This is a genomic window from Saccharopolyspora rectivirgula DSM 43747 (assembly GCF_000497205.1).
In the GTDB taxonomy this organism is placed as follows: domain Bacteria; phylum Actinomycetota; class Actinomycetes; order Mycobacteriales; family Pseudonocardiaceae; genus Saccharopolyspora; species Saccharopolyspora rectivirgula.
This window is the reverse complement of the sequence record NZ_AYJW01000004.1, coordinates 59405-86372: the sequence shown is the minus strand read 5'-3', so window position 1 is coordinate 86372 and position 26968 is coordinate 59405. Positions and strand designations below refer to the sequence as shown.

The 26968-nt window shown below is 70.7% G+C and carries 26 protein-coding genes; 8 read left to right on the top strand and 18 right to left on the bottom strand.

Annotated elements, in window-relative coordinates; translation table 11 throughout:
* Window positions 1–7 precede the first annotated feature (7 nt).
* Entirely contained in the window at window positions 8–976 is a 969-nt protein-coding gene (locus tag SREC43747_RS0102275) for a neutral zinc metallopeptidase (RefSeq protein ID WP_029719539.1), read from the top strand.
* 6 nt (window positions 977–982) lie between these two features.
* Here the strand turns inward: SREC43747_RS0102275 and SREC43747_RS0102270 are convergent, their stop codons facing one another.
* A complete protein-coding gene (locus SREC43747_RS0102270; protein WP_029719538.1) occupies window positions 983–1417 on the bottom strand; it encodes a hypothetical protein in 435 nt (144 codons plus the stop codon).
* A gap of 73 nt (window positions 1418–1490) precedes the next feature.
* Window positions 1491–2483: a potassium channel family protein gene (locus SREC43747_RS0102265; RefSeq protein ID WP_236622986.1), complete on the bottom strand. Its 993-nt coding sequence runs from the start codon at window positions 2481–2483 to the stop codon at window positions 1491–1493.
* 283 nt (window positions 2484–2766) lie between these two features.
* Between SREC43747_RS0102265 and SREC43747_RS0102260 the strand changes: the two genes are divergently transcribed.
* Window positions 2767–3297 carry a hypothetical protein gene (locus SREC43747_RS0102260; RefSeq protein WP_029719535.1) on the top strand — a complete coding sequence of 177 codons (531 nt, stop codon included), beginning with the start codon at window positions 2767–2769 and terminating at the stop codon, window positions 3295–3297.
* A gap of 16 nt (window positions 3298–3313) precedes the next feature.
* On the opposite strand, the gene SREC43747_RS0102255 is transcribed toward SREC43747_RS0102260, so the two are convergent.
* The 3 genes from SREC43747_RS0102255 to SREC43747_RS0102245 are packed head-to-tail and all read right to left on the bottom strand — an operon-like array spanning window position 3314 to window position 10414.
* Window positions 3314–3922: a hypothetical protein gene (locus SREC43747_RS0102255; protein ID WP_037331183.1), complete on the bottom strand. Its 609-nt coding sequence runs from the start codon at window positions 3920–3922 to the stop codon at window positions 3314–3316.
* 59 nt (window positions 3923–3981) lie between these two features.
* Complete coding sequence (locus SREC43747_RS0102250; protein WP_029719533.1) at window positions 3982–7218, bottom strand: ATP-dependent helicase; 3237 nt, start codon at window positions 7216–7218, stop codon at window positions 3982–3984.
* A gap of 46 nt (window positions 7219–7264) precedes the next feature.
* Window positions 7265–10414: an ATP-dependent helicase gene (locus tag SREC43747_RS0102245; protein WP_029719532.1), complete on the bottom strand. Its 3150-nt coding sequence runs from the start codon at window positions 10412–10414 to the stop codon at window positions 7265–7267.
* 144 nt (window positions 10415–10558) lie between these two features.
* Here SREC43747_RS0102245 and SREC43747_RS0102240 point away from each other — a divergent pair, with 144 nt between their 5' ends.
* The gene (locus SREC43747_RS0102240; protein ID WP_029719531.1) at window positions 10559–10846 is read left to right on the top strand and encodes an MGMT family protein; all 288 of its coding nucleotides are present in this window, start codon (window positions 10559–10561) and stop codon (window positions 10844–10846) included.
* Here the strand turns inward: SREC43747_RS0102240 and SREC43747_RS0102235 are convergent.
* From SREC43747_RS0102235 to SREC43747_RS0102215, 5 genes are all read right to left on the bottom strand, one after another.
* Entirely contained in the window at window positions 10828–11664 is an 837-nt protein-coding gene (locus SREC43747_RS0102235) for a uroporphyrinogen-III synthase (protein WP_236622983.1), read from the bottom strand. The two genes, SREC43747_RS0102240 and SREC43747_RS0102235, sit on opposite strands and share 19 nt — an antisense overlap.
* A 51-nt stretch (window positions 11665–11715) precedes the next feature.
* Window positions 11716–12513, bottom strand: coding sequence for a TIGR02569 family protein (locus tag SREC43747_RS0102230; protein WP_081722384.1), 798 nt, complete (start codon window positions 12511–12513; stop codon window positions 11716–11718).
* Between the two features lie 120 nt (window positions 12514–12633).
* Window positions 12634–13806, bottom strand: coding sequence for an adenylyltransferase/sulfurtransferase MoeZ (gene moeZ, locus SREC43747_RS0102225; RefSeq protein WP_029719528.1), 1173 nt, complete (start codon window positions 13804–13806; stop codon window positions 12634–12636).
* A gap of 197 nt (window positions 13807–14003) precedes the next feature.
* The gene (locus SREC43747_RS0102220) at window positions 14004–15020 is read right to left on the bottom strand and encodes a DUF3152 domain-containing protein (RefSeq protein WP_201768606.1); all 1017 of its coding nucleotides are present in this window, start codon (window positions 15018–15020) and stop codon (window positions 14004–14006) included.
* 87 nt (window positions 15021–15107) lie between these two features.
* Complete coding sequence (locus SREC43747_RS0102215) at window positions 15108–16097, bottom strand: alpha/beta fold hydrolase (RefSeq protein WP_029719526.1); 990 nt, start codon at window positions 16095–16097, stop codon at window positions 15108–15110.
* 203 nt (window positions 16098–16300) lie between these two features.
* Between SREC43747_RS0102215 and SREC43747_RS0102210 the strand changes: the two genes are divergently transcribed.
* Complete coding sequence (locus tag SREC43747_RS0102210) at window positions 16301–16921, top strand: TetR/AcrR family transcriptional regulator (RefSeq protein WP_029719525.1); 621 nt, start codon at window positions 16301–16303, stop codon at window positions 16919–16921.
* A gap of 38 nt (window positions 16922–16959) precedes the next feature.
* Here the strand turns inward: SREC43747_RS0102210 and SREC43747_RS0102205 are convergent, their stop codons facing one another.
* The gene (locus SREC43747_RS0102205; RefSeq protein ID WP_029719524.1) at window positions 16960–17871 is read right to left on the bottom strand and encodes an alpha/beta fold hydrolase; all 912 of its coding nucleotides are present in this window, start codon (window positions 17869–17871) and stop codon (window positions 16960–16962) included.
* Window positions 17868–18767 carry an AurF N-oxygenase family protein gene (locus SREC43747_RS0102200; protein ID WP_029719523.1) on the bottom strand — a complete coding sequence of 300 codons (900 nt, stop codon included), beginning with the start codon at window positions 18765–18767 and terminating at the stop codon, window positions 17868–17870. Before SREC43747_RS0102200 ends, SREC43747_RS0102205 begins: the two co-directional genes overlap by 4 nt.
* Window positions 18768–18802: 35 nt before the next feature.
* Between SREC43747_RS0102200 and SREC43747_RS0102195 the strand changes: the two genes are divergently transcribed.
* Window positions 18803–19588 (top strand): TetR/AcrR family transcriptional regulator, encoded by a 786-nt coding sequence (locus SREC43747_RS0102195; RefSeq protein ID WP_306413760.1) that lies wholly within the window; start codon window positions 18803–18805, stop codon window positions 19586–19588.
* Window positions 19572–19883, top strand: coding sequence for a DUF4873 domain-containing protein (locus SREC43747_RS0102190; protein ID WP_029719521.1), 312 nt, complete (start codon window positions 19572–19574; stop codon window positions 19881–19883). The genes SREC43747_RS0102195 and SREC43747_RS0102190 overlap by 17 nt, the downstream gene beginning before the upstream one ends.
* A 43-nt stretch (window positions 19884–19926) precedes the next feature.
* Here SREC43747_RS0102190 and SREC43747_RS0102185 read toward each other — a convergent pair whose 3' ends face one another.
* Window positions 19927–20160 (bottom strand): DUF3107 domain-containing protein, encoded by a 234-nt coding sequence (locus SREC43747_RS0102185; RefSeq protein WP_029719520.1) that lies wholly within the window; start codon window positions 20158–20160, stop codon window positions 19927–19929.
* A 90-nt stretch (window positions 20161–20250) separates the two neighbouring features.
* Window positions 20251–20937, bottom strand: coding sequence for a ferritin-like fold-containing protein (locus SREC43747_RS0102180; RefSeq protein ID WP_029719519.1), 687 nt, complete (start codon window positions 20935–20937; stop codon window positions 20251–20253).
* 409 nt (window positions 20938–21346) lie between these two features.
* Between SREC43747_RS0102180 and SREC43747_RS0102175 the strand changes: the two genes are divergently transcribed.
* Both SREC43747_RS0102175 and SREC43747_RS0102170 read left to right on the top strand, forming a co-directional pair.
* Window positions 21347–22858: a DEAD/DEAH box helicase gene (locus SREC43747_RS0102175; protein WP_081722383.1), complete on the top strand. Its 1512-nt coding sequence runs from the start codon at window positions 21347–21349 to the stop codon at window positions 22856–22858.
* A gap of 38 nt (window positions 22859–22896) precedes the next feature.
* Window positions 22897–24105: an Rv3212 family protein gene (locus tag SREC43747_RS0102170; protein ID WP_029719517.1), complete on the top strand. Its 1209-nt coding sequence runs from the start codon at window positions 22897–22899 to the stop codon at window positions 24103–24105.
* Here the strand turns inward: SREC43747_RS0102170 and SREC43747_RS21800 are convergent, their stop codons facing one another.
* The 4 genes from SREC43747_RS21800 to SREC43747_RS0102150 form a co-directional block, all read right to left on the bottom strand.
* The gene (locus SREC43747_RS21800) at window positions 24106–24354 is read right to left on the bottom strand and encodes a hypothetical protein (RefSeq protein ID WP_081855537.1); all 249 of its coding nucleotides are present in this window, start codon (window positions 24352–24354) and stop codon (window positions 24106–24108) included.
* A gap of 195 nt (window positions 24355–24549) precedes the next feature.
* Window positions 24550–25392 (bottom strand): RecB family exonuclease, encoded by an 843-nt coding sequence (locus tag SREC43747_RS0102160; RefSeq protein ID WP_029719515.1) that lies wholly within the window; start codon window positions 25390–25392, stop codon window positions 24550–24552.
* A gap of 45 nt (window positions 25393–25437) precedes the next feature.
* Window positions 25438–26310 (bottom strand): PHP domain-containing protein, encoded by an 873-nt coding sequence (locus tag SREC43747_RS0102155; protein WP_029719514.1) that lies wholly within the window; start codon window positions 26308–26310, stop codon window positions 25438–25440.
* 59 nt (window positions 26311–26369) lie between these two features.
* A complete protein-coding gene (locus tag SREC43747_RS0102150; RefSeq protein ID WP_029719513.1) occupies window positions 26370–26942 on the bottom strand; it encodes a PH domain-containing protein in 573 nt (190 codons plus the stop codon).
* Window positions 26943–26968: the final 26 nt, after the last annotated feature.

The following is a 26968-nucleotide window of genomic DNA, read 5'->3' as shown; positions in this document are numbered from 1 at the left end:
GCACAAGGTGCCCCCGGGCGCCATCGTCGGCGTGGTGGCCATCAACCTCGTGGTGCTGGTGGTCGGCTTCATCGGGCTCATCACCCCTTCGTCCACCAGCGAGGCTTCGGACTACACCTACACCCCCACCTACAGCTACACCTACACCCCCAGCTACACCCTCAACTCCGCCACCGAGGACACCGACAGCTACACCGCTGAAACCGAGACCGAGACCAGCTACGAGGACGAGTACACGACCGAAGACGAGGTCGCCGCGCAACCGCAGCCGGTGGTAGCCCTGGAGGACAACCCGATCAACATGCCCGGGACCGGGGCGGTGACGACTTCCTGCGAAATCCCGCAGTTCAACACCGATGCGGCCTCCCAGGAGCGGTTCTACCAGGCGGTTCTGCCCTGCCTGATGGAAGCGTGGACTCCGGCGCTGGAGGCGGCCGGGCTGCCGGTGGAACCACCGACGGTCATCACCAGCGGGGAGAACGTCACCAGCCCCTGCGGTCCCCGGCAGTGGAACCAGACCGCCATGTACTGCCCGGCGAACCACACCATCTACATGACGGCCAGGTACTACGCCGAAGTCGAGAAGCGCACCCACCCCGGGGTCTACCTCGGACAGTTCGCCCACGAATTCGGGCACGCGCTGCAGGGGATGGTCGGCATCAGCCAGGGCTACTCCAACGCCCTCTACGACGTCGGAGGATTCGACACCGAGGAGGGGTTGGAGCTCTCCCGGCGCATCGAGCTGCAGGCCACCTGCTTCGAGGGCATGACCCTGGCCGCGCTGCAGAACGGCGGGGTCAGCAACGACTACATCTTCACCGCGCTGGAGGACTCGTCGAACCGCGGGGACGCGTACGGCAACCAGCGCGACCACGGCACCCCCGAGTCCAACCGGATGTGGGTGGAGCAGGGCTTCTACAAGAACCAGGTGAGCGAGTGCAACACCTGGGCGATCGACTCCTCCTACGTGCAGTAGCGCTGTCTACGCGGGACGGGGGCGCAGCAGCAGGACGTACCCCGCGCCCGCCACCGCGGCGAGGGTGAACAGCACCCAGTACAGCCGCTGCTGCAAGTCCTCCCGGTCGGACGGTCTGGCGTGCGCCGGCAGCGCGACGGCGTCCTCCCCCAACTGCTCGGGAACCAGCACGTCGAGCTGCTGCCCGACGGAATGGCCGCAGCCGTCGTAGCGGACCTGCTGCGGCTGTTCACCGACCCGCACCTCGAGCAGGTCACCGGGGCTCCTCGTCCCGCACGGGGCCGATTCCACCACGGTGGCGCTGACCCGCTGCAGGTTCGCGCGCTCCCGATCCGCTGCTGCTCCCAACGGCCACAGCACCAACACCACGACCGCTGCGCCCAACAATCCGAGGGCGAGCAGAATCGGCGCCACGGCCGCCGAACCTCGCTGGCTACCCACGGTTCGATATTGCCGTGGAACCGAAGTGGTGGCGAACACAGGCCCCTCCGTTCACCGGCCCGCGTGCTCCACCTCAGGGGCTGGCCGGGGTGACGCGCTTGACGTAGAGCAGCCGGTCGCCGCTCTCGATCGCGTCCGCTTCCGGCGCGTCCACCCGGTACAGCACCCCGTTCCGGACGATCCCCAGCACGATGTCGGACAGGTGCCGCGGCGAGCCGCCCACTTCCTCCGGCTCCACTTCCCGCTCGGCTATCGCCAGCCCGGCGTCCGGGGTGAGCAGGTCTTCGAACATGTCCACCACCGACGGCGTGGTGGTGGCCATGCCGAGCAGCCGCCCAGCGGTTTCGCTGGAGACCACGACCGAATCGGCCCCGGACTGCCGCAGCAGGTGCACGTTGTCCACTTCCCGCGCCGAAGCGACGATCTTGGCGTTCCGGTTGAGCTCCCGGGCGGTCAGCGTCACCAGCACCGCGGTGTCGTCCCGGGCCGGGGCCACCACGATCGCGCGGGCCCGCGGCACGCCCGCCACCCGCAGCACGTCGGACCGGGTCCCGGAACCGCTGACCGTGACCAGGCCCTGCGCGGACGCGGTTTCCAACGCGTTGCGGTCGGTGTCCACCACCACGACCCGGCCGGGGTCCACGCCGTCCCCCAGCAGCGCGGTGACAGCCGAGCGGCCCTTGGTCCCGTATCCGATGACGACCACGTGGTCTCGCACCTTCGACCTCCAGCGTTGGATCTTCCAGGCCTGCTTGGACCGCTCGGTGAGGACTTCGAGCGTGGTGCCGACGAGCACGATCAGGAACAGCACCCGCAGCGGTGTGATGACCAGGACGTTCACCAGCCGCGCTTGCGCGGAAACCGGGGTGATGTCGCCGTAACCGGTGGTGGAGAGCGACACCGAGGCGTAGTAGAAGGCGTCCAGCAGGCTGAGCTCCCCGTCCGCGGAGTCCCGGTAGCCGTCCCTCCCCGCGTAGACGAGGACCACGGTGACCAGCAGTGCGATCACCGCGCCGACCACTCGCCGGAAGATCGAGCGCACCGGGCTGCGCCTGGTCTCCGGCATCCTGATCACGCCGACCAGCGCGTAGTCGGGGCGCCTGGTCAGCACGTCCGCCGGTTCCTCGTCCGCTCGGCGGACCAGCGGACTGGCCAACTCCTTCGCCTTGCGCCACGTCATGAAACGGCCCTCCGCCGCGTTCGGGCGGCACCCGTCGGTCGCCTGTCCACGGCGCAGACAGTAACCCGACCGCCGGCACCGGGATCGGCCGGTCAACGTAATCCGCGCCTCAACCGCAGCGTGGAAGGAGTTGTGGCTACCGGCGGCCGCGTCGTCTTACGATGCTCCGGTGCAGCAGCTTGAGCATGCAGCCCGGGCGCTCGGCTGGGATGGTCAGCTGATTCCAGAGGTGGAAGTCTTCGGCGCCCGTTTCGCCGCTGTGGCGCGGATGCGGCCGGACGTGCACGAGTGGCGCAGCACGCACGGCTGGGTACCGGAGCTCAATCCGGCGTGGTTCCGCTCCTGGGCGGAACCGAGCACCCACGACCACGTTCCGGTGCCGGCGGTGGACCTGCTCGGCATACTCGTGCCGGTTTCGCACGCCCGGCACGCGCTCCGCGCCTGCGGAACGCTGATGACGCTGGCCCCCTGCGCCGTGGTCCTGCCCGCCAACCACCCGTACCGGCCGTGGCCGATGCTGGAACTGGACTACTACGGCATCGGCGTGGTCAACGCCGGGTACGACGGCCCGGGAGAGCTGGTCGTCGGTCCGGAGGACAGGTCGTCGGAGTTCGGCACGTCGCTGTTCGGCCGTTGGTTGCTGGAAGTGCTCTACTCCAAGTTGCTCGAGCGCGACTCGCAGCTGACCGAGAACTCCTGAGCCCTCCGGAACCCGGTCAGGCGGCCACGCGGTACTCGTGCCAGTTGAGCCCCTCGGGGTTCCAGCGCATCCCGCGGCCCTCCTGCAGCGCGCGCAGCGCGTGCATGGTGTGCGGCCAGCGGCGGATCACGTTGGCCATCGCCACCGGGGCCATCAGGTCGGCCGTGCGGCGGTGATCGCCCGGCCCGAGCAGGGCGATGCCGTCCGGGGTGTCGATGATGTCGGTCAGCGGAACCTGCCCGGTCAGCGCGGCCTTCTCCACGCTCACCAACCGGTGCGGCTGCAGCTCGGCCGGCCAGCTCCCCCGGTCGATGTCGGAGGCCACCGGCGGGTCGCAGTTGCCGCACTCGCACGTCTCGGCGGCCCACCCGTGCTGCCGCCACGACCAGACGGCGGCGTCCCCGTGGCCGAGCCCGGCCAGCGCCGCCACGTGCGGCCAAGCACCGACCACCGCACCGAGGGTGGTCTGCTGGGTGGGCTTCGGCGGCTGCCCGGGCCCTTGGAAGGCCCAGCTCCCCCTGCCGTCCCGGCACACCCGGACCAGCGGGGCGCGCATCGCCAGCACGTCCCGGTCGACCTGGACCGGTTCCTCCGGCGGGCTTTTGAGTCTCCACGCGGTGTTCATCGCGGGCATACTGTTCCGCCGCGCGCGGTGAACTCAAGCTCCGCCACCCGAAGGTGTGGTCACCGATCAGCGCGCGGAACCCGCCTGATCAACTCCCGCAGTCCGTCCACATCGAACAGATCCACCGGGCGCAGCGTGTGGTCGTGCTTGACGTAGTGGAACACCGCGCGGACCTTCTCCAGCGGAGATCCCGACAGTTCGGCCCACGCCAACCGGTAGACGGCCAGCTGCACCGAAACCGCGGCCCGCTCCTCCTCCGACGGGATCGCGCCGGTCTTCCAGTCCACCACCGTCCAACCGCCGTCCGGATCCGCGAACACCGCGTCCATCCGGCCGCGCAGCACGATCCCCTCCACCTGGGTTTCGAAGGGCACCTCCACCCGGTGCGGGGTCCGCTTGGCCCACTCGCTGGCCAGGAACGCCTCCTTCAACGCGTCCAGGTCCTCCTGCTGCGGCGCCGCTCCGTCCGCGGCACCGGGCAGCTCGTCGAGGTCCAGCAGCGCGGTCGAGGTGAACCTGTGCTCCAGCCAGGAGTGGAAAGCCGTTCCCCGCCGGGCCATCGGGTTCGGCGGGAACGGCAGCGGGCGGCGCAACCGCCGGGCGAGCCCCGCGGTGTCCCCGGCGAGCTCCACCAGCTGGCTGACCGAGAGCTGCTCCGGGAGCTTCACCTGCAGCTGCTGCTGGGCCGCGGCGGCCCGCTCCGCCAACAGCACGTCGACGTCCCGGGCCCACTCGTCCTGGTCGTCCTCCGCCGTCTCCCACTCCTGCGCGGTGGACATCGCCGAGCGCACCAGATCCGCCCCCTCGGCCACGGCGTCCCGCCGGGAACCGAGCGGATCCACCGGCCACTGGGCGCTCCGCACCGCCTCGGCCAGCGGGTTCTCCGCCTCCTCGGGCGGCTCCGGAGCCCACCGGTCGAAGATGCCGCCCCCGGTTTCCCGGGCCGCCTCGGCCAGTTCGACGAAGAAGTCGGACGGCCCCTTCGGCTTCCCGCCGCTCTCCGACCACCAGTGCGCCGACAGCAGCAGCGCCCGCTCGGCCCGGGTCACCGCCACGTACAGCAGCCTGCGCTCCTCCTCCAGGCGGCGCTGCTCGAACTCGTCGTCGTGCAGTTCCAGGGCTTCGGCGAGCTCCTTGCGGTCCATGCCGGCCAACCGGTCCAGGTCCAGCTCGGGCAAGTCCTGGGCGTCCCCGCGCAGCGGCGCGGGCAGTTCGGTCACCGAGCGCAGCCAGGACGAGGACTTCCGCTTGCCCGGGAAGACGCCGCGGACCAGGTGCGGGATCGCCACGACCTCCCACTCCAGCCCCTTGGCCGCGTGCACGGTGAGCACCTGGACCCGGCCTTCGACCACCTCGGCCTCCCCCGGCTCCAGCCCGTCCTCGGCGCGCTCGGCCGCGGAGAGGTAGTCCAGCAGCGCGGGCAGGGTGGCCGAGGGGCTGGCCGCGGCGAACTCGGTGACCACGTCGGCGAACGCGTCCAGGTGGGTGCGGCCCGCCCCGGCGGGCCGGGCCAGGCTCTCGATGTCCAGCAGCAGGGTTCGCTCCACGTCGGCCACCAGCTCCGGCAACGGCTGGTCCAGCCGGTGGCGCAGCGCGGCCAGTTCCCGCCCCAGCTGGCGGATGCGCCGGTAGCCGTCCGCGGAGTAGCGCCGCGGGTCCCCCGGGTCGTCCAGGGCGTCCACCAGCCCGGCCTGCTCGGTGCTCTCGCCCGGGAGCGCTGCGGTGACCAGCGCCTCCGGCTCCGCGGTGTCCGGTTGGGCGCCGGTTTGCGCGCTCAACTCCCGGGCCCGCTCCCACAGCGCGGCGATGTCCGCCGCGCCGATCCGCCACCGGGCCCCGGTCAGCAACCGCATCGCGGCCGTTCCCGCCAGCGGGTCCACCAGCACCCGCAGGGCGCTGACCAGATCGCGCACTTCGGGTTCGTCCAGCAGACCGCCGATGCCGACCACCTCGACCGGCAGTCCCCGGTCCCGCAGCGCGGCGGCGATGTCCGCCATGTCCGCCCGCCGGCGCACCAGCACCGCGGCCGTGGGCGGTTCCCCGCTGGTGTCCAACGCGGCCTGCCACTGGGCGGCGATCTGGTCGGCGACCCACTCCCGCTCCTGCCGCACGTCCTCGGTCAACGCCAAGCGGATGTCCGCGTCCGGTGCGTCCGGTCGGGCCCGCAGCGGGTCCACGCGCAGCCCGGTCTTCCGCAGCGGTTCGGAAACGGCGTTGGCCAGCTGCAGCACTTGCGGCGGGTTGCGGAAGCTGGTCAGCAGCCCGTACTGGTGGGCCGGGGCTTCGCCGCGCGGGAAGTCGGTGGTGAACCGGGGCAGGTTGGCCGCGCTGGCGCCGCGCCAACCGTAGATGGCCTGCGCCGGGTCGCCGACCGCGGTGACCGGCATCGAGTCCCCGGAACCGAACAGCGAGCGCAGCAGCACCCGCTGCGCGTGCCCGGTGTCCTGGTACTCGTCGAGCAGCACCGCGCCGTAGCGTTCCCGTTCGGTGGCCACCACTTCCGGGTGCCCGGCGGCCAGCAGCGCCGCCAGCGACATCTGGTCGGCGAAGTCCATGGCGCCTTCCCGGCGCTTGTGCTGGGTGTACTCCTCGACCAGCGGCAGCAGCGCCGCCCGGAGCCGCTGGGTGGCGAGGATCTTCTGCAGGTCCTGGGGGAGCTTGGCCCGCTGCCGCTTGGCCGGCGGGGCGCTCTCGATGATCTTGCAGAGCCTTTCGGCGTGTTCGGCCAGCTGCTGCGGCTGCACCAGGTGCTCGGCCAGTTCCCCGGCCAGCGCCAGCAGGTAGCTGGTCACCGTGGCCGGGACCTTGTCGGTGTCCAGGTCTTCGGTCCAGGTGCTGACCACCCGGTGCGCCAGCTGCCAGGAGGCGGTTTCGGTGAGCAACCGGGCCCCGGGTTCGACCGGGATCCGCAGCCCGTGCTCGCCGACCAGGCGCCCCGCGTAGGCGTGGTAGGTGAGCACGGTCGGCTCGGTGGCCAGCACGACGGCTTTGAGCTGCCCGCCCGGGTCGATCTCGTCGAGCAGACCGGATCCGGCCAGTCGCCGCAGCCGGGCGCGCACCCGGTCGCCCAGCTGGCGGGCTGCTTTGCGGGTGAAGGTCAGCCCCAGGATCCGCTCCGGGGTGACGATGCGGTTGGCCACCAGCCACACCACGCGCGCGGCCATGGTTTCGGTCTTGCCGGCGCCGGCTCCCGCGACGACCAGCGCGGGTTCGGGCGGTGCGGCGATCACCGCCGCCTGCTCCTCGGTCGGCTGCGGCAGCCCGAGCTCCTGGGCGATGCGCTGTGGACTGATCATCTGCGTTCCTCCGGCTGGGCACCAGGGCTGTCACCGAAACCGCGGGTCACTGGACCACCTGCCGTCCCGCCGGGTGCACCGGGCAGGAGAACTGCGCCGGGCAGCGCGCGCAATCGCTGTTCTCCTTGGCCAGGTAGGCGGGCCCGACGCTGTCGGCCGCCGCGGAGTGCAGCACGTCCAGCCAGACCTGGACCTGCTCCTGGTCCAGCGCGGGCTGCTCGCGTTCCGTGGCCGCCCCGTTGCGGTCGGACTTCGCGACGTAGAGCAGGCGCGCCCCGCCCGGCTGCCGGTCCGCGTCGCCGAACGCGCCGAGAGCGGCGGCCAGCTGGTAGACGGCGAGCTGCGGGTGCTGTTCGGCTTCCCCTTTGCTGACCGGGGTTTTGCTGGTCTTGATGTCCACCACCACGGGGCGTCCTTCGGAGTCCACCTCCAGCCGGTCGACCCGGCCGCGCAGCCGCAGCCACGGCCCGCCGTCCCGGGCCGGGATCGAAATGTCCAAGTCCTTCTCCACCCCGGCTTGGGTGAGCTCCTGCCGGGTCCTGGCCAACCACACCCGGAAGCTGTCGAGCATCTGCTCGACCCGCTTGCGCTCCCGGCGGGAGAACCACGGCGCCCCGGCGTCCACCGATTCCCAGGCCGCGTCCAGCGCCCGGCGCAGCTGTTCGTCGTCGGCCCCGTCAGCTGCCGCCTGCACCAGGGCGTGCACCAGGGTTCCGGTCACCGACGCCAGTTCCGCGGCGTCCTGCCCGCCGTGCCGTTCCAGCAACCAGCGCAACGGGCACTTGGCCAGCACGTCCACAGTGGATGGTGACATGGGCACCGGTTCGTCCCCGGACACCAGCGGATCGGTGCACGTCGGCTCGGCGACCCCGTACCAGGTGTCCGGATCGGCCCCGGGCACCCCCGCCCGGGCCAACCGGGCCAGCTGCACCGACGCCCGCTGCCGCCGCTCCCGGTCCTCCTCCGGATCGCACACCACCCGGCGCAGCTCCCCCACCAGGTCGGCGAGGGCCAACCCGCGCTGCGGACGGGCCACCGGACGCTCCACCGCCTCCGGGTCGCCCACGATGCCTTCCAGCTCGTCCAGGAACCGCGACGGCTGCTCGTCCTCCCCGCGCACCGCGCTGACCAGCACCCGGCGCCGAGCGCGGCTCACCGCCACCAGCAGCAGCCGCCGCTCCTCCGCCAGCAGCGGCGCCGTGGCCGAAACCCGATCGCTGTCGTCCACCCCGGACAGCACGTCGATCAGCCGCTCCACGCCCAGCAGCGAACCGCGCAACCGCAGGTCCGGCCAAACCCCTTCCTGCACACCGGGAATCGCCACCACTTCCCACTCCTGGCCGCTGGCGGCGTGCGCGGTCAGCACCTGCACGGCGTTGTCCCGGGGAGCCGTCGGCGCCAGCGAACTACCGGCGATCTGCTGCCGGTCCAAGTAATCCGCGAAGGTGGCGACGTCAGCGCCCGGCCACTTGTCCACGTACTGGGCGGCGGCGTCGAACAGCGAAACGATCGCGTCCAGGTCACGGTCGGCCTGCGCCCCGGTCACCCCGCCCCGCTCGGCCAGCGACACCCACCGCTGCTCCAGACCGCTGGCCTTCCACACCTTCCACAGGGTTTCCTCGACCGAATGCCCGGCCGCCACCGAATCCCGCGCGGTGCGCAGCAGCGAACCCACCCGGCGGGCCGGCTCCGCCGCGGAGTCCTCCAGCGCGGCCAACCGGTCCTGCTCCAGCAGCACCTCGACCAGCAGCTCCCCGCTGCCGCGGGCACCACCGGAGGCCAGCTCCAAGCGGCGCAGCCCGCGCCGCAACCGGCGCAGCGCCAACGGGTCCGCGCCGCCCAGCGGAGACGCCAGCAGCTCCTCGGCGACCTCCGCGGTGAGCTCGCCCGGGCGAGCGGCGGCCCGGAGCAGCAGCAGGAACGGGCGCACCGCGGTGCGCTTCGCCAGCGGAACGTCGTCCACCGGCAGCACCACCGGCACCCCGGCGGACAGCAAGGCCCGGCGCAGCACCGGGAGCGACTCCCCGGTGGACCGCACCAGCACCGCCATGTCCGACCAGGCCACGCCTTCCAACAGGTGCGCTCGGCGGAGCTGGTCGGCCACCCAGGACGCCTCCTGCGCGGCGGTCGCCCACAACCGCACCTGGACAGAACCACCCGGCCGCTGCTCCGCGGCGGTCAACGTCCGCTGCGGACCGGTCCCGGGAAGCCGGTGCGCGAGCCGGTGCACCGCCTGCCGGACCGGGTCGGACATGCGGTGGTCGACGGTGAGGACTTCGGTGCGCGAACCGTCCGGGTCGGCGTCCAGCAGGCACCGCGGATCCGCCCCGCGGAAGGCGTACACCGCCTGGTCCGGGTCTCCGGCCAGGATGAACTCGGTGGCGGCATCGCCGAGCTCCCGGACCAACTCGTACTGCCGCGGGTCCAGGTGCTGCGCGTCGTCCACCAGCAGGTAGCGGACTCGCCGCTGCTCGGCCGCCAGCAGGTCCGGGTCGTCGCGGAACGCGTCCAACGCGGCCACGATCAACTCCGCCGCGTCCAGCGCGGGAGCCTGCTGGCTGCCCATCCCGCGCAGCAGCGTCACCTGCTCGTACTGCCGGGCGAACTTCCCCGCCGCAATCCACTCCGGACGGTTGTGCTGCTCGCCGAGCTCGATCAGCCGCTCCGGCCCCACGCCGCGCTCGGTGGCCCGCAGCAGCAGGTCCCGCAGTTCCTCGGCGAACCCCGGCACCGTCAGCGCCGGGCGGAGCGATTCCGGCCAATCCGGCGCTCCTCGCTCCACATCGCCCTCGAGCAGTTCCCGCACCTGCGCGTCCTGATCGGGCCCGTTGAGCAGCTGCGGTGGCGGCAGGTCCTCCCGCGCCGCCTGCAACCGCAGCACCCCGAACGCGTACGAGTGAACGGTGCGGACCAGCGGTTCCTGCGCGGTGCGCATCCCGGCGTCGGCCAGCCGACGGGTGATCTCCACGCGCATCCGCTTGGCGGCCTCCCGCCCGGCGGTCAGCACCAGCACGTTCTCCGGTGACACCCCGCCCAGCATGCGCTCGGCGGCCACCTCGGCGAGCAACGTCGTCTTTCCGGTGCCCGGCCCACCGAGCAACCGGAGGAACCCCTCGGTGTGCTCCAGCACCCGGCGCCCGGTGGCGTCCCACGTGAGCCGCCGGCGGGGCTCCGCACGACGCACCAGAACAGGCATGGTCGGGAATGGCACGATCCGATGGAATCACGCATTCCCGATCAGGTGGTGCAAGGACCCGCCGCGAGTCAGATGCATCTCAATCGACCACCGCGTTCGTTCCCGGGCCGTGGCGGGCCCGCCACGGCAGGTGACACTGGACGCGTGGACGAGCGAATCCTGGAGCGAGTGCGGGCGGTCGTGGCCGCGATCCCGCCCGGCCGCGTGCTGTCGTACGGGGACGTCGCCGAACTCGCCGGCCTGCGCTCCCCCAGGTTGGTGGGGCGGATCCTCGCCGAGGACAGCGCCGACCTGCCGTGGCACCGGGTGCTGCGCTCCAACGGCACGGCGGCCGATCACCTGCGCGAGCGACAGCTGGGGCTGCTGCGCGCCGAAGGCGTCATCCCGGACGGGAGCCGGATCGACATGCGCCGCTACCGCTGGGGCGCCTGAGCGGAACCGCTGCCGGCGAGCCGCTCGGTGACCAGCCGCACCAGCGCACCGGTGCGGGCCCGCTCCGGCTGGACGCAGGACAGGCCGGCCGCCACCACCGGCGCGGCGGTGACCGGGCCGACGCACGCGATGAGCACCTGCTGCAACGCCTCCCGCAACTGCTCGCCCCGGCCGGTGCGGTCGGCGCGGCCAAGCAGGTTCTTGGCCGCCGGAGCGCTGGTCAGCGGAAGCGCGTCGACCTCCCCGGCGATCAGCGAGTCGATCAGTCCGTCCAGGGCGGTCAAGTCCGCGGGATCTGTCCACCGGTAGACGGTCACCGGCACCACCTCGGCTCCCGCCTCGGTCAGCCGCTGGCGGAACTCCAGCATCGGCTCGCCGTGCACCTGCACCACGACACGCCGACCGGCCACGCCGCGGTCCAGCAGGAAGTCCAGCACTTCGGCCGATTCCTCGGCCGGTGAGGTCCACTGCTCGGTCAACCCCGCGCCGCGCACCGCGCCCCGCGCCTTGGCCCCGCGGGCCAGGATCTCCGCCGCCCCCAAGTGCTCGAGAAGGCGCTCGTGCTGCCCGTTGGCGCGAGCCGCCTCCAGCCATCCGCGGAACCCGACCCCGGTCATCACGACCAGGTGATCGACCGGGGCGCTGAGCACCCGTTGCGTGGCCTCGGCCAGTTCCCCGTCGCTCTCCAGCGGAACCGTGCGGATCGCCGGTGCGCGCAACACCCGGGCACCGCGCCGGGCGAACGCCGCCGCGATCTCCTCCGCCTTGCGTTCTGCGGTCACAGCCACCGTGCGGCCGGTGAGCGGTAGTTCCTGCACCCGCCCATCGTCACACACCGCCCTGCCGTCCCGCGGTGATCGCGCAAGGCGTCACAGCACTTCGAGCACCATCTGCGAAGCGCGTTCCAACCCCGCCAGGGACTCCCGGGTCGACCTCGGGTGCAGCGCGTGGACGGCGAGCCGGAAGAGCAGCGCGCGCAGCAGCGCCTGCGGCCACTCCGCCAAGTGCGACCAGCGCTCCACAATGGCCGGATCAGCGCCGCCCCACGCCAGGGCGTCGATCACCACCACGGCCGCGGCCCACTCGGCCGGTCGCCAGTACGGCTGGAAGTCGAGCAGTCCCGGTGGCTCGTCGTCGGCGAACAGCACGTTGCCGAACAGGTCACCGTGCACTATTTGCGGGGAGAGCTCCATTTCCCGCCGGGAACCGGCGAGCACGTCGTACAGCCGGCCGCCCTTCTCCTCCGGCAGCTGGTACTCCTCTTCGCCCCACGCCATCCGATCGGCCACCGCGTAGATGTCCTGCCGCGCAGCCAGAAAACGCGGACGCTCCAACTGCTGGCAGGCCAGGTGCAAGCGCAGCGACATCGCCACCACGTCGTCGTGCCGCGGCTGCGGGCGCCCAGCGATGTCCCGGCTGGCCGACCAACCGGACACCACCCAGCGGCCGTCCGACGAGCGGACCGGCCGGGAGATCCGGACTTCTTCCGGCTCCAGTGCGTCCAGCGTCTGTGCCACCCAGGCAGCTTCCGCCGTGTTCGCCGCGGGTTTGAGCACGATGTCTCCGCAGCGCCAGGCCAGGGAACCGGGCAGCTGCTCGGGTTCTTCCTCGCGCGCACCGAATGCCGCGCGCACGTGCGGCGGTGGCGGCTCCGGCGTAGGACTCACGAGCCAGACGCTACCTCGTGCCCAGCGATTCTCGCAGCTGCCACTCCGGAATGGACCCGAAGAAGCCGAAGGCCGGGTGGCGTGCGCCACCCGGCCGGGCAAATCCAGTTGCTGCAGCCGTCAGTAGGTCGGCAGTTCCGGGTCCACGTCCCGGGCCCAGCCGAGAACCCCGCCACCCAAGTGGACGGCGTTGCTGAAGCCGGCCTTGTGCAAAGCGGCCAGCGCTTCCGCGGACCGGGCGCCGGACTTGCAGTGCAGCACGATCTGGCGGTCCTGGGGCAGCTCCGCCAGGGCTTCCCCGGACAGGATGCGGTCCTTCGGGATCAGCTTCGAGCCCTCGATCTTGACGATCTCGTACTCGTGCGGCTCCCGGACGTCGATCAGCTCGAACTTCTCACCCCGGTCGAACATCTCCTTCAGCTCGCGCGGGGTGATGGTGCTGCCGGCGGCGGCCTGCTGCGCGTCGTCGGAGACCACACCGCAGAAGGACTCGTAGTCGATCAGCTCGGTGACCGGCTTGGTGTTCGGGTCCTTGCGGATCTGCACGGTGCGGTAGCTCATCTCGAGCGCGTCGTAGATCATCAGCCGGCCGAGCAGCGTCTCACCGATGCCGGTGATCAGCTTGACCGCCTCGGTGGCCATGATCGAACCGATCGACGCGCACAGCACGCCCAGCACACCGCCCTCGGCGCAGGACGGCACCATTCCGGGCGGCGGCGGCTCGGGGTACAGGTCGCGGTAGTTCGGGCCGTACTGGTCCCAGAACACGCTCGCCTGGCCCTCGAACCGGAAGATCGAACCCCACACGTACGGCTTGCCCAGCAGCACGGCGGTGTCGTTGACCAGGTAACGGGTGGCGAAGTTGTCCGTGCCGTCCAGGATCAGGTCGTAGTCGCGGAAGATGTCGAGCGAGTTCTCCGACGTCAGGCGCGTCTTGTGCAGGTTGACCTTGACGAACGGGTTGACCTCGGCGATCGAGTCCCGGGCGGACTCGCCCTTCGGACGGCCGAGGTCGGACTGGCCGTGGATGACCTGCCGGTGCAGGTTCGACTCGTCGACCTCGTCGAACTCGACGATGCCGATCGTGCCGACGCCGGCAGCAGCGAGGTACAGCAGCGCCGGGCTGCCGAGCCCACCGGCGCCGATCACCAGCACCTTGGCGTTCTTCAGCCGCTTCTGGCCTTCCATCCCGACATCGGGAATGATCAGGTGGCGGCTGTAGCGCGCGACCTCTTCCTTTGTCAGCTCCTCCGCCGGTTCGACCAGCGGCGGAAGCGACGTTGCGCCGGACATTCCCAGCTCCTCCTCGATGGTCGGTACAGCGCGCACGACACCCTGGCCCACCCCGGTTTCGGGGGCAGGGCACGGCGGCAGCACCTCAAGCTTCCTCGAGGGCCCAGCGGGCCTCCCGGAATCTGCAACGCAAGACTCCCCGAAAAGCTTCCGCAGGCCAAAGTCCTCCCACGATCCGGGAGGCAGACCCCTCAAGCCTACGCACCGGAGTCGGCCAGCGGGAAAGGCCAGGGGTTGGGCTTGCAGACGAAACCGTTGGCCGGGATGTAGGTCCCCTGGTCGGCGATCTCGTTCAGCTCGTTGAGCTCGTTGTTCGACACGCTGAACGTCTGCTGCATCATCACCGGCGCGAGCCCGCCCTGCTTCGGGCAGGCGACGTGGCCGTTGCCGAAGACGTGCCCCACTTCGTGATTGATCGCATAGCGCCGGTAGTTACCAATGTCACCCTGGTAAGCCACCGCGCCGCGCACCCAGCGGGCCGCGTTGATGTAGACCATCTCGCCCTGCCGGCACGAGCTGTCATAGGGCACGCCCGAGCTGTACCCGCACACCTCGCGGGCGGTCTGCTGGCTGACCAGGATGACCCGGAAGTCCGGGCTGGGGCCGGAGCTGTCGACCCGCTGCAGCGCGATGCCGCCGGCCTTCGGGTTCGTCCAGCTCCGAGGATCGGCCAAGGTGGCGTCCACCAGGTGCGCGAAGCTGTCGTTGCCCTCGGCCAGTTCCACCCCGACTTCGACTTCGACGGTGTAGCGGTACAGCTTCCCGGAGCCGATGACGTCGGTGGAACCGGGCAGCACCTCGTAGGTCCGGGCCCCGGTTTCCGGGATCTCGCCGCCCGGCGGCAGATCGGCCGAGAACATGTTCTCGTCGAAGACCTGCCCCGGCGGGGCTTCGGTGACCACCGGCTGCTGCTCTTCCGGCTCCTCCTCCGCGAACTCGGCCGAGTGCTCGCTGGCCGCGGAGCCACCGCCCACCGGGCTCACGGTCTGGAGCACCGCGAGCGCGCTGATGACGACCAGCAGCGGAACCGCGTACATCCGCCAGCCGTAGCGGGACAACCGCCCACGCCGCTCCGGTTCGGCCCCTTCTTCCGGTGCGAGCTGTTCGCCCACCGGATCCCAGGCAGCGGCGAGCGGCTCGGTTCGCGTTGCGCTGGAAGGGGATTCGTCGGTGAATTCCTCACCGGACTCGGGGGGAGACGGAGAGCTGGCCACGGCCCTTAGATTGCCACAACTCCAGAACCGCTGCGGCGGCCGAGTGAGCCGCTCGCAGGAAGATCACCCCATGAAATGACCGGTTGATTACCAAGTGTCTTCCTTGATCATGCCGATCATCGCTGCGGCGACGATCCGGGGACGCTCGATCTGGGCCACGTGCCCGGTTCTGGGGAGCACGAGGAGTTTTCCGCGCGGCAGCGCTCTGGCGGTGCGGACGGCTTTGCGGACGCTGACCACCCGGTCGGCCTCACCCCAGATCACCAGGGATCGCACCGGCACCCGCTGCAGCAGGGACCACAGCGACTGGTTCGGCGGCGCCAACCAGTGCCGCAGCAGCTGCACCAAGGTGCGCTCCTCCGCCGTTCCCGACCACGGCAGGGCGGCGACCTGCCGGATCTCCTCGGCCACCTGCGCCAGCCGGTGCGGTGGCGCCAGCGAGGGGTCGGCGAAGCACAGGTGCAGCAGCCGCTGCGCGCGTTCCTCCGGGGTCATCCCGGCGAGCCGCCGCCGGATCCGGGGGCCGATCAGCGGCAGCACGGTCAGCCCGAGGCGGGGGTCGGAGAGCCGGCGCGGATCGGGGCGCAGGTCCGGCACCGCCGGCGAGATCAGGGTGAGGCTCGCCACCAGATCCGGACGGCTGGCCGCGACCTCGACCGCGACCGCCCCGCCGAACGAGTTGCCGGCCAAGTGCACCGGTTCGTCGGTGTGCTCGTCCAGGTACCGGATCACGACGTGGGCGTGCTCCCGCGGGCTGAAGCTGAACCCCTCCACCGGTTCCGAGAGCCCGAACCCGGGCAGGTCGAGCGCGGTGCTGGACAGGTGCGGCACCAACAGCCGGGAGAGGTCCGCCCAGTTGGTGGAGGAACCGGCGAGCCCGTGCAGGAGCACCGCTCGCCCCGGCGCGTCGCTCGGCGTCTCCCGCAGGTGCAGCCGCATCTGCCCCCACTTGGTAACCAGCCGCACATGCTCGCCGTCCGGTGGAGCGGGAACTGGCCCGGACGCCCGCACCTGGTCCACCGCCAAGGGCACCCTGGTCAGCTCCGTCCAGCGGGCGGATTGGGCCGGATGTGCCATCACGGCCTTCAGAATGACGGATTTTGGTTAGCCCGGCTGTCCGTATTGAGTTCTACTGGCGAGTAGAGTCTGATTTCCGGGGGTTCGACAGCGGCCTGCCCAGCCGGAGGTTCGGTGCGGAAGGCGTATCCTGCGCGGTTGCGCTTCCACCCCGGAGGACAGGCAGACCGGGTGGGGCCGGCACATGGGAACTGGAGGCGAGGATGACCGAGACCGCGCAGCCGAGCCGAGGCGTTCGGCTGCCCCGCGATGAACGCCGGGCACAGCTGCTGGAGGCAGCGCAGCACGTGTTCGTGAACAACGGGTATCACGCTGCGGCGATGGACGACATCGCCGAGCAGGCGGGGGTCAGCAAACCGGTCCTCTACCAGCACTTCCCAGGCAAGCTCGACCTCTACCTGGCACTGCTCGAGCTGCACGGAAACGAGCTGGTGCGCCGGGTGCGCAAGGCGATCGAGTCCACCTCGGACAACAAGCAGCGGGTGCGGGCCGCGGTGGGCGCCCTGTACGAGTTCGTCGACGGGGAGGGCCAGGCCTTCCGGCTGGTCTTCGAGTCCGACCTGCGCGGCGAGCCCGCCGTGGAGAAGGCCGTGGAGACCGCGCTGAACGGCTGCGTGGACGCAGTCGCGGAAGCGGTCACCGCCGATGCCGGGTTGAGCACCGAGAAAGCTCGCCTGCTGGCCGTCGGCCTGGTCGGGCTCAGCCAGGTGACCGCGCGGTACTGGCTGGACTCGGCGCACTCGATCCCGCGCGAAGAAGCGGTGAACTTGATGTCCACACTGGCCTGGAAGGGACTTGCCGGCTTCCCCCTCCAGCAGGGCTGACCGGCCGGTCCGGAGGGCGGTGCTCCGGACCGGGCGCGTCAGGCCGCCTGCCGCGCGGAGAGCCGCACCAGTTCGGCGATCTGCCGGGTGACCTCGGGTTCCCGTTCCAGCGGCAGCATGTGACCGGCGCCGCCGTAGAGCAGGAACTTCGCCTCCGGCAGCGCAGCCGCGATGCGCTCGGCGTGCCGGCGCGGGGTGAGCCGGTCGGCGGTTCCGGCGAGCAGCACCACCGGCTTGGAGCCGAGCCTGCGCAGCGCGGCCAGCCGGTCGTGCTCGGCCAGCGATTCCCGGTAGGCGGCCATGTTCGCCGGGTTGCAGGCGGCCACCCATTCCGCCGTCGCCGCGATGTCGGCGCGCACCGGGTCGCTGCCGAACAGCAGCCAGCGCAAGCCCGGCCGCAGCCAGCTCGACCGCCGCGCCAGTCGCCGTCCGGTGGCCTTGGCCAGGTGTGGGCGGACGGCCCGCTCGACGCGGTTGGCCAAGGCCGCGACCGGTTTCGGCAACCGGAGGTCGGGCTCGGCCAGATCGCCGGCCGAGGTGGCGACCAGGGCGACCCCGGCCACGCGCTCGGCGAACAGGGCCGGGTGCTGCTCGGCCAGTGCCATGATCGCCATGCCGCCCATGGAGTGCCCGACCAGCACGACCTCCCCGGTCGGCACCCGCCGGTCGATCAGTTCCGCCAGGTCGTCGGCGCACTGCCGGATGGTCGCCGTGCCGCGCGGCGCCGGGTCGCTCTCCCCGTGGCCGCGCAGGTCGAACCGGATGGTCCGCGGTCGGACCTCGGCGGTCTCCGCCAGGCGGGCGACCGCCCGGTCCCAGGTGTGCCGGGTGAGCGTCCAGCCGTGGAGGAACACCACGGTCACCGGCGCCTGCTCCGGTCCTTCCTCGACCACGCGGAGGCGGGTGCCGTCGCCGGTGGTGAACATGTCTTGCTGCGCAGTTGTGCTCATCGGATCAGGTGTGCCTTCCTCCACCAGTACATCCCGGGCTTGCCGACCAAACCGACCTCGTCGAGGAAGCCCATGATCTTCTCCCCGCACCAGTGCAGGGTGTCCAAGTAGTTCGGGTTGCGCCAAGCGACCTCGTGCGCCTGCTTGGGGTCCAGTCCCACCGCCCGGTAGACCCGCGGGTTGATCAGGCTGTAGCAGATGCAGTACGACACCAGCGCGGTCAGGTACTGCTGGTGGGCCAGTTGGACCTTGTTGAGGCGGGGCATCAGCCGCACGACCTCTTCCCGGGCGAAGGTCACGTGCCGGGCCTCTTCCAGGACGTGGATGCGGTTGACCATGCGCACCAGCGGTTGGACGTCCTCGTCCCACATCTGGTCGCGCTGCAGCCGGTCCAGGATCTCCTCGGCGACGAGGATCGACGCGTACGCCGCCGGGCCGCGCAGGGTGGCGGGCAGCAGCCGGCCGCCGAGGCGCAGCAGCGGCACCGGTCCGTACGCGGGGGCGCCGACCCGCTGCACCGCTTTGGCGAACATCGTGGAATGCCTGGTCTCGTCGCCGATCTCGGTCAGCGCGTACTGCGCGTGGCTGCTGCACGGGTCGGCGTTGTAGTACTCCCGGAGCAGGATCTGCATCAGCAGCACTTCGAACCAGATGCCGTTGGAAGCCATGCTGGCGAACTCGTGCTTGGTGAGTTCGATGCGCTGCTGCTCGGTCAGCCGGTCCCACAGGTGAGTGCCGTACAGCGAGGAGCGCTTGAACGGGATGTACGGCTTGTCCTCGGCCAGGGGGGCGTCCCAATCGATGTCGACTTCCGGGTCGTAGCTGTTCCTGGCCGATGAGTTCAGCAAGCGCTGCGCGGTTTTCTCCCGGTCGTTGACCTGCAGGCTTCCTCTCATGCGGTGATCACTCCCTCGGGACCTCCGCCCTTTGCGTGTTACCTGAAGTAACAGTTACCTTTGGTAGCGTGATTCAGGTCTCTCGATCTGTCAAGCCGTCATCCGACCGACGGCGAGAGCGCTGGCAGGAACACCGGCAGGCGCGACGCGCGGAGCTGGTGGAAGCGGCGGTGCGAGCCATCGGCCGGAAAGGCCACGACGTGGGCATGGACGACATCGCCGCGGAAGCCGGGATCAGCAAACCGGTCCTCTACCGGCACTTCAGCGACAAGAGCGAGCTGTACCTGGCCGTCGGCGAATGGGGCACCCAGCTGCTGATGCAGCGGCTGAAACCGCTGTTCGACGAAGGCGGCAGCCCCAACCAGCGCATCCGCCGCCTGCTGGACGCCTACCTGCGGACCATCGAGGAATACCCCGAGCTCTACCGGTTCGTGGTGCAGCGCAACTTCATCGACCAACCGGTCCGCAAAGACCCGGTGTCGGCGGAGAAGACGGTGATCGCCAACTCGCTGTCCCGCGTCCTCCGGCAGTACCTGGAGGCGCTGGAGATCGATTCCGGCGGCGTGGAGGCGTGGAGCCACGGCCTGGTCGGGCTGGTGCAGGCCAGCGGCGACTGGTGGCTCGACCAGAAGACCATGAGCCGTGCCGACCTCATCGACTACCTGACCCAGATCATCTGGCACGGGATCGACGGCGTGCTGCGCACCGCGGGCATCGTCATCGACCCCGACCAGCCCTTCGACCTGGACCGGTTGCCCACCGGGCAGCACGACTCCGGCAACGGGGAGAACACGGAGGAAGACGATGCACGAACACGATGAGGACGACTACCGCGGCCCGGCCACCCTCGTCGCCGACGACCGGGAGATCCCGGTCGAAGTGGTGTTGCGCGGGCACTTCCAACCCATCGACGGCCGCTTCCACTGGTACGGGCGGCTGTCCGCCAGCGACAGCGTGCGCCAGGCGGCGGAGGGCAAGCGGAAGACCGTGGTGCTGCGCACCGAGGTCGGCGAGGCCAGCGGAACGCTCTCCGACCCGGACCCGTGGGGCCGCTACCGGATCACCGGGACCGGCAAACCACCGTTCGCCGTCCCGCAGGAACTCCCCGAGGAGTGAGCACCGGGGGTACGGAGAGCACGCCCGTACCCCCAGCGGCACCTCACTGCTGGGGCACGCCGAAACCGACGCGCGGCGCGTCGGCCGGCCCGATCTCGACGTAAGCCACCTTCGAGGAAGGGACGATCACCCGACGCCCCTTCGAGTCCGTCATTGCCAGCACACCGTCGGCGTTCTTTAGCGCGTCGGCGACCAGCGACTCGACCTCACTCGGGGACTGTCCGCTGGCGATAGTCAGCTCACGCGGGCTGTCCACGACGCCGATCTTGACCTCCACGCCGACCTCCGTTGAGTTAAGTGTTCGTTCGATGCCGAAAGGCTATCCCAAATGCGAAGCCGACCGGGGCAAGCGTCGCCCGTCGACGACTCATCCCAGGCCCAGCCGGAACATCCGTTCGGCGTGCTTGCCCTGCAGCCGGCGGAACATCTCCGCGATGCCGGTGATGTCCCCCGAACCCGTGATGATCAGTTCCGCCAGCGCATCCCGCTCGGCCACCACCCGTTGGGCTTGGGTGATCGCCTCGCCCAGCAGCCGCCGACCCCACAGCGTCAGCTTGTCCCGCAAGGACCGGTCCTGCTCGCAGGCCGCCTGGACCTCCCGTTCGGCGAACGCGGAATGCCCGGTGTCGTCCAGCACGGTGAGCACCAGATCCCGGTGCTCCTGATCCAGCCATTCCGCCACCTCGCGGTAGAAGTCAGCGGCCAAGCCGTCCCCCACGTACGCCTTGACCAGGGACTCCAGCCAGGAGTGCGGCGCCGTCGCCGCGTTGAAGCTGTCGAACGCGGTGACGAACGGCTGCATGGCGTCCTCCACCGCGACCCCGTGCCGGGCCAGCTGCTCCTCCAGCAGCCGGTAGTGCCCCATCTCCGCCGTGGCCATCTTCGCCAGGGCAGCCCGGCCGCTCAGGGTAGGAGCCGTCCGCGCGTCCTCGGCCAGCCGGTCGAACGCGGAGAGCTCCCCGTAAGCGAGCACCCCCAGCAGATCAACCACACCCTCGGTGTAACGTTCGCCACGTTGCCCGGACAGAGCTTCGCTCTGGTCAGCCTCACTCATGAGCGCGAGCGTAAACCCGCGACGCACCCGGCACACACAGTCCTACCGGACAACGGGGGGTTAGCGGGTATCCTCGGCAGTGGAAACATTCAGCGCCAGGCGGTACGGCCTCACCGGGCCGGTTCTGCGCAGATTGCCGCCGGTCCCGGCGGCCCTGGGATATCCGCCGGCGCGACGCTGAGCTTTCGACAGCTCGCCTCGGTGTTGCAGCGCCAGCGACGCCGACCGGGACAAAAGCGTCAGACCGCTCAGCGGACCATTGCGCGGCTGCGCCGCTGACACGGCGAACTGCGGCGCAACTGGAAAAGCCACGCGTCCAGGAGCGGTCCGCAGTCGGACACGAAGCGCGCAGAAACCAAGAGAGGCGATCACTCTGACATTCACCGAAAGCACAACCGAACACGAAACCATGCCGGAAACCGGACGAACACCTGCTGAACCGGCAGCCCCGAACACCCAGGTCTCCGCCGGCCCGACCTTCGCCGAGCTGGGCGTGGCCGAGGAAATCACTCGCGCCCTCGCGGAAGCCGGCATCGAACGGGCCTTCCCGATCCAGGAGCTCACCCTGCCGCTCGCCCTGCGCGGTGAGGACCTGATCGGCCAGGCGCGCACCGGGACCGGCAAGACCCTGGCGTTCGGGATTCCCCTGCTGCAACGCATCGACCTGCCCGGGAACGGGACGCCGCAAGCCCTGATCGTGGTGCCGACCCGGGAGCTGTGCCTGCAGGTCACCCGCGACCTGGCCAACGCCGGCAAGCACCTGGACGTCCGGGTGACCGCGGTGTACGGCGGGCGACCGTACCAGGAGCAGATCAAGGCGCTGCGCAGCGGCGTCGACCTGGTGGTGGGCACCCCGGGCCGACTGCTCGACCTGGCCGAGCACGGGCAGCTGAAGATCGGCGAAGTCTCCGCCCTGGTGCTGGACGAAGCCGACGAGATGCTGGACCTGGGCTTCCTGCCGGACGTGGAGCGCATCCTGCAGATGCTCCCCGAGCAGCGGCAGACCATGTTGTTCTCGGCCACCATGCCGGGCCCGGTGCTCACCCTGGCCCGCACGTTCATGACCCAGCCGACCCACATCCGGGCCGAGCAGGGCGAAGAAGGGCCGGTGCACAAGCGCACCCGGCAGCTGATCTACCGGGCGCACTCGCTGGACAAGCCGGAGCTGATAGCCCGCGTGCTGCAGGCCACCGGCCGCGGTCTGACCATGATCTTCACGCGCACCAAGCGCTCCGCCCAGAAGCTCGCCGACGACCTGGCCGAGCGCGGTTTCGCCGCCAGCGCCGTGCACGGCGACCTGGGGCAGAGCGCGCGGGAGAGGGCGCTCCGGGCCTTCCGGTCCGGCAAGATCGACGTGCTGGTCGCCACCGACGTGGCCGCCCGCGGCATCGACGTGGCCGGAGTCACCCACGTCATCAACCTGCAGTGCCCGGAGGACGAGAACACCTACATCCACCGGATCGGCCGCACCGGCCGGGCCGGCCGCACCGGTGTCGCGATCACCCTGGTCGACTGGGAGGACGAGCAGCGCTGGAAGCTGATCGACAAAGCGCTCGGCCTCGGCCAGCCGGACCCGGTCGAGACGTACTCCACCTCCCCGCACCTGTACTCGGACCTGGACATCCCGGAGGACGCCGGCGGGCGGTTGCCCCTGTCGAAGCGCACCCGCCCGGGGCTGGATGCCGAACCCGAGCACGGCAGCGGTCGTCGGCGCCGGCGGCGCCGGACCCGCGGTGGCGTGGAGGTCAAGCCCAGCGCGGCCAACAGCGAGGAGACCCGCCCCCGCAAGCGCCGGCGGCGGCGCACCCGCGGCGGCAAGGAGACCGACGTGGCCAAGCGGACGAGTTCGGCCAAACCGCAGTCCGCGATCCGCAAGCAGTCCGGTGAAGCCAACGCCGAATCCTCCAGGGGGAACGCTTAAGCTGGCGCTGAAAGCAGCCAGCCGAGCAAGGAGTACCTGTGGTCCGGCCGGAACGGCGCACGAAGACCGATCTCGCAGTGGTCGTCTCACTCGTCCTGGCCGTAATCGCCGGGGCCGGTGCGCTGTGGTGGAACAGCGACGCCCGGGCCACGGTCTCCGAAACAGCAGCCACCCCGCTGCCGGACCTGGCACCTGCCATGGCGGTCCCGGACCGGCTCACCGAGCAGTGGCGGGCCGCCAGCCCGGCCACCCCGGAACCGGTGGTCGCCGGGCCGGCCGTGGTCACCGGCTCCGGCAACGAAGTTCTCGGGCGTGATCCGCGAACGGGCGAAGTCCGCTGGCGGTACGCCCGAGACATTCCACTGTGCACGGTCGGCCAGGAGTGGGGCATGGCGCTGGCCGTCCACCGCAAATCGCACAACTGCAGCGAAGTCACCGCGCTCAAGGGGGACACCGGGGTCCGCGGCCCGCAGCGCAACAGCGACGCCGAGCTCGGCACCCGGCTGATCGGCGACGGGACCTACGTCACCGCCACCGGCTCCCGCGTGTTCGAGACGTGGCGCTCCGATCTGGTGCACACCCAGAAGTACGGGATCCCACCGGCGCTGAAGAACCCGGACAACAAGATGCGGCGCCCGGACTGCACGTTCTCCTCGATCATGCCCGGCGACGACCGCATCGCGCTGGTCGAGAAGTGCCCGCAGGAACCGGGCGACCGGCTGACCACGGTCAAGGCGCGCCCGGAGGACCACGAGGAGCCCGAAGAGGTCTTCACCACCATCCTGGGCAGCTCCCAGGCCAGCGTGGTGGCCACCAACAAGGAGCGCACCGCTGTTCTGCTGCGGGACCGGTCGGAAGTGCTGGTGTACAACGCCCAGGGCAACATCGAGCACCGCTTCCCGGTCCGGGTCGGGGAACCGTCCGGGCAGGGCGATGTGCTCGTCGAGCCGACCTACCGGAACCAGCAGCGCATCCACTGGTACACCGGACGGGACACGGTGGCCCTGGACGCGAAGACCCTGCGCCCGCTGTGGACGCTTCCGGACACGCTCGGCCCCGGGACCAGCTTCGCCGGCAAGCTCCTGGTCCCGGTTCCCGACGGGCTGGCCGTCGTCGAGCTGCGCAGCGGGCAGCCCGAGCGGATCATCCCGGTCGACCGGGGCGGCCACTCCGGGCCGGTGCAGCTCGCCAGCACCGGGTCGGTGGTGCTGGAACAGCGGGGTGACGAGCTGGTGGCACTGGGCTGATCACAGCCACCACCAGAACCACAGCGAGCCGAGGCCGAGGGCGAACACCCCCAGCAGCGCCGCGGTCCCCGTCCCGTCCGAGCGGCGGTCGGCCACCCGCTGCAGCGCGACCGCCAGCACGGCCGCTATCAGCTGGCAGGCGACGGACACCGCGCCCGGGCCCTGCTGCCCCCGCGAGACCACCCAGAAGTGCACAACGACCAGTCCCAGCGCCAGCACCAGCAAACCGGCGGCGAAAGATCCGCTCAACCCGCGCACCGACGACCGGAGCCGGCTCTCCCGCCGCGGTCGGTGGCGGGCATGCCGCCCGGCCGAACGCCCACCCGGTCTAGGGCGGGGACGCACCTCGGCGGACAGCGGGATGGTCCTCCGGGGGGCAGGCCGCGTCGGCGGGTAACGCCGGGGCGAAGGCGCCATCGGCCCATCGTCAAACGGTCCTGGCATTCAAAGGTCCTCAAGCGAAGCCCACGGTGCAGTCTCCGGCGCGGCCTGCTGGCCTTCCGGGCAGTGCTGCCGAAACTCGCAGAACGCGCAGCGCTTCCCAGGCCGCGCCGGGAACATCGCTTCTCCCACCTCGGTCGTTTCGGCCTGAAAAGCGTCCGTAGCCGCCTGCAGTTCGGCAGCCAGCCGTTCGGCCTTGCTGCGAAGGTCGGCCAGGGATTGCTCGGAATGGTCCCAGCCGACAGTAGTACCGGTGGGCAAGTGGTGCAGCTCCACCCGGCGGCACGGGCGGCGCATGTGGTGGCTGACCGCCAGCGCGTACAGGGCGAGCGCCAACGACTTCCCGGCATCGACCGACCGCACCCCGCTGCGCCCGGTCTTGTAGTCGACGACGACCAGTTGACCATCGCGGTCGTCGATGCGGTCCACTCGACCTTCGGCGATGATGGTGCCCACGGGAGCCGACACCCACCGCTCCACCGCCACCGGGGCGAATCCCGGCTCGAGCTGCTCGACGTAGGCCTGGACCCACTCCTGAGCGCGTGCCCGGTGGGCAGCGGCCTGTTCCGGTCCGGAGAACCCCTCGCTGCGCCAGTACTGGCGCACCAGCGCGGCAGCTCGACCAGCGGTGCGCTGCTCCGCCGGGAGCTCGAAGAACGCCCGCAGGGCGTTGTGCACGACCGCGCCGAGCGTGCTGCTGGCGCTGGCGCCGGCCCGGGACGGCGACGGTTGGTCCACATAGGCCATGCGGTACTTGCGGGGGCACTGCTCCCAGGTGCTCAACCGGGCGGGCGTGACCCGGACGAGCTTTTCCGGAAGCCCTTCGAGAGCGAGTTGCCCCTGCATGTTCTCCACACTACGTGTCTTCCTGGTGCGCGGTGATCGGGGCCATCACCCGATGATCTTGCTCCCGGTGGCCCGCTCGGCGAGCCGCTCCAGCGACTCCGGAGCAGTGGTCTCCTGGCCGATCCGGATCGTCTTGTTGGTGCCGTGGTAGTCGCTGCTGCCGGTGGGGACCAGGTCCAGCTCAGCGGCCAGTTCCCGCAGCCTGGCCCGGGTTTCCGGGTCCTGGTCGGGGTGGTCGACCTCGATCCCGACCAGCCCCTGGTCCACCAGGTCGGCGACCACTTCCGCGTCGATCACCGGTCCGCGCGCCGCGGCGAACGGGTGGGCCAGCACGGTCACTCCCCCGGCTTCGGTGATCATTTCGATCGCCCGGTGCACCGGTGTGTCGGTGCGCGGCAGGTAGTACTGCCCACCGGTGCCGAGGTAGCGCGCGAAGGCTTCGTCGACGCTGGCGACGGTCCCCGCGGCGACCAGGGCTCGAGCCAGGTGGGGACGCCCGCCCGGCGAGTCCGGCGGCAACCCGGCCATCAGCTCGTCGGGGTCGACGGGGAAGCCGTCGTCGGCCATCCGCCGGGCCATCTGGTGGAGCCGGGACCGGCGTTCCGCCCGCAACCTGGCCTGTTCCTGCTGCAGCGCCGGTGATTTCGGGTCGAACAGGTAGGCCAGCAGGTGGACCGTGGTGGTCCCGCCCCGCCCGGTCGGGCAGGAGCAGGACAGCTCGGCACCCGGAACCAGGCGGAACGTGCCCGGAGCGGCCAGTTCTCGGACCGCCCGCTCCGCCTCGGCCCACCCCGCGGTGGTGTCGTGGTCGGTGATCGCGATCGCGTCGAGCCCCGCGGCGAGCGCGGTCGCCACCAGCTCCGCCGGGGTGTCAGTCCCGTCGGACTCCGTGGAATGCGTGTGCAGGTCGATTCGCACACCGACAGTGTGACTGACGTTGCCCACCGGCGGCTCGTCAGGCGGCTGTTCCCGCCGGATCAAGCCTTGGCCTTGACGGCCCGGCGGTGCCCGAGAGCCGCCCGGCGGGCCTTGAGCATGGTGAACCGGTCCTGCTGGGCCTTCTTGTCCCCGAAGACCAGCTCCGAGATCGCGTCTTCCACCTCGTCCGGGTTCGGCACGTATTCGATCCGGTTCAGCGCCTGGATCTGACCAGCGGATTCCAGCACCAAAGTCCCGTAGCCGAGGACGCGCCCCATTAACGGCCGGTGGAAGGTCAAGTCGGTGACCTTGGTGACCGGCATCATGCCCACGTCGATGGTGAACAGGCCTTTGGCGATCAAGAACCTCTTGTCAGTGACCACGATGCGCTCCACGTACCAATCGAGGATTTGGTACGCGAAGCGCACCAGCACGAGCAGGCCGGCGTACCAGAGCACGTTCTGCAGCAGCTGGCTGTCCGGGGGCAAGAGGTAGGACACCATGACCACACCGAGCAGCAGACCCACTGCCTCGAAGAGCTCCCACATCAGACACGCCCAGTGTCTGCGCACCCGGATCACTCGACGCTCGCTGTCGAGCAGGTACTCGTCTGGGTCCCTCGGAGCGAACACGGCACCGGCCTCCCGCGGATCGCACT

What these genes read in the sequence shown, in the direction of transcription:
- SREC43747_RS0102265 (WP_236622986.1), bottom strand. Translation starts at nt 2,483, where the DNA reads ATGCCGGAGACCAGGCGCAGCCCGGTGCGCTCGATCTTCCGGCGAGTG.
- SREC43747_RS0102255 (WP_037331183.1), bottom strand. Translation starts at nt 3,922, where the DNA reads ATGAACACCGCGTGGAGACTCAAAAGCCCGCCGGAGGAACCGGTCCAG.
- SREC43747_RS0102250 (WP_029719533.1), bottom strand. Translation starts at nt 7,218, where the DNA reads ATGATCAGTCCACAGCGCATCGCCCAGGAGCTCGGGCTGCCGCAGCCG.
- SREC43747_RS0102245 (WP_029719532.1), bottom strand. Translation starts at nt 10,414, where the DNA reads ATGCCTGTTCTGGTGCGTCGTGCGGAGCCCCGCCGGCGGCTCACGTGG.
- moeZ (WP_029719528.1), bottom strand. Translation starts at nt 13,806, where the DNA reads ATGTCCGGCGCAACGTCGCTTCCGCCGCTGGTCGAACCGGCGGAGGAG.
- SREC43747_RS0102215 (WP_029719526.1), bottom strand. Translation starts at nt 16,097, where the DNA reads ATGGCACATCCGGCCCAATCCGCCCGCTGGACGGAGCTGACCAGGGTG.
- SREC43747_RS0102210 (WP_029719525.1), top strand. Translation starts at nt 16,301, where the DNA reads ATGACCGAGACCGCGCAGCCGAGCCGAGGCGTTCGGCTGCCCCGCGAT.
- SREC43747_RS0102205 (WP_029719524.1), bottom strand. Translation starts at nt 17,871, where the DNA reads ATGAGCACAACTGCGCAGCAAGACATGTTCACCACCGGCGACGGCACC.
- SREC43747_RS0102200 (WP_029719523.1), bottom strand. Translation starts at nt 18,767, where the DNA reads ATGAGAGGAAGCCTGCAGGTCAACGACCGGGAGAAAACCGCGCAGCGC.
- SREC43747_RS0102190 (WP_029719521.1), top strand. Translation starts at nt 19,572, where the DNA reads ATGCACGAACACGATGAGGACGACTACCGCGGCCCGGCCACCCTCGTC.
- SREC43747_RS0102180 (WP_029719519.1), bottom strand. Translation starts at nt 20,937, where the DNA reads ATGAGTGAGGCTGACCAGAGCGAAGCTCTGTCCGGGCAACGTGGCGAA.
- SREC43747_RS0102175 (WP_081722383.1), top strand. Translation starts at nt 21,347, where the DNA reads ATGCCGGAAACCGGACGAACACCTGCTGAACCGGCAGCCCCGAACACC.
- SREC43747_RS0102160 (WP_029719515.1), bottom strand. Translation starts at nt 25,392, where the DNA reads ATGCAGGGGCAACTCGCTCTCGAAGGGCTTCCGGAAAAGCTCGTCCGG.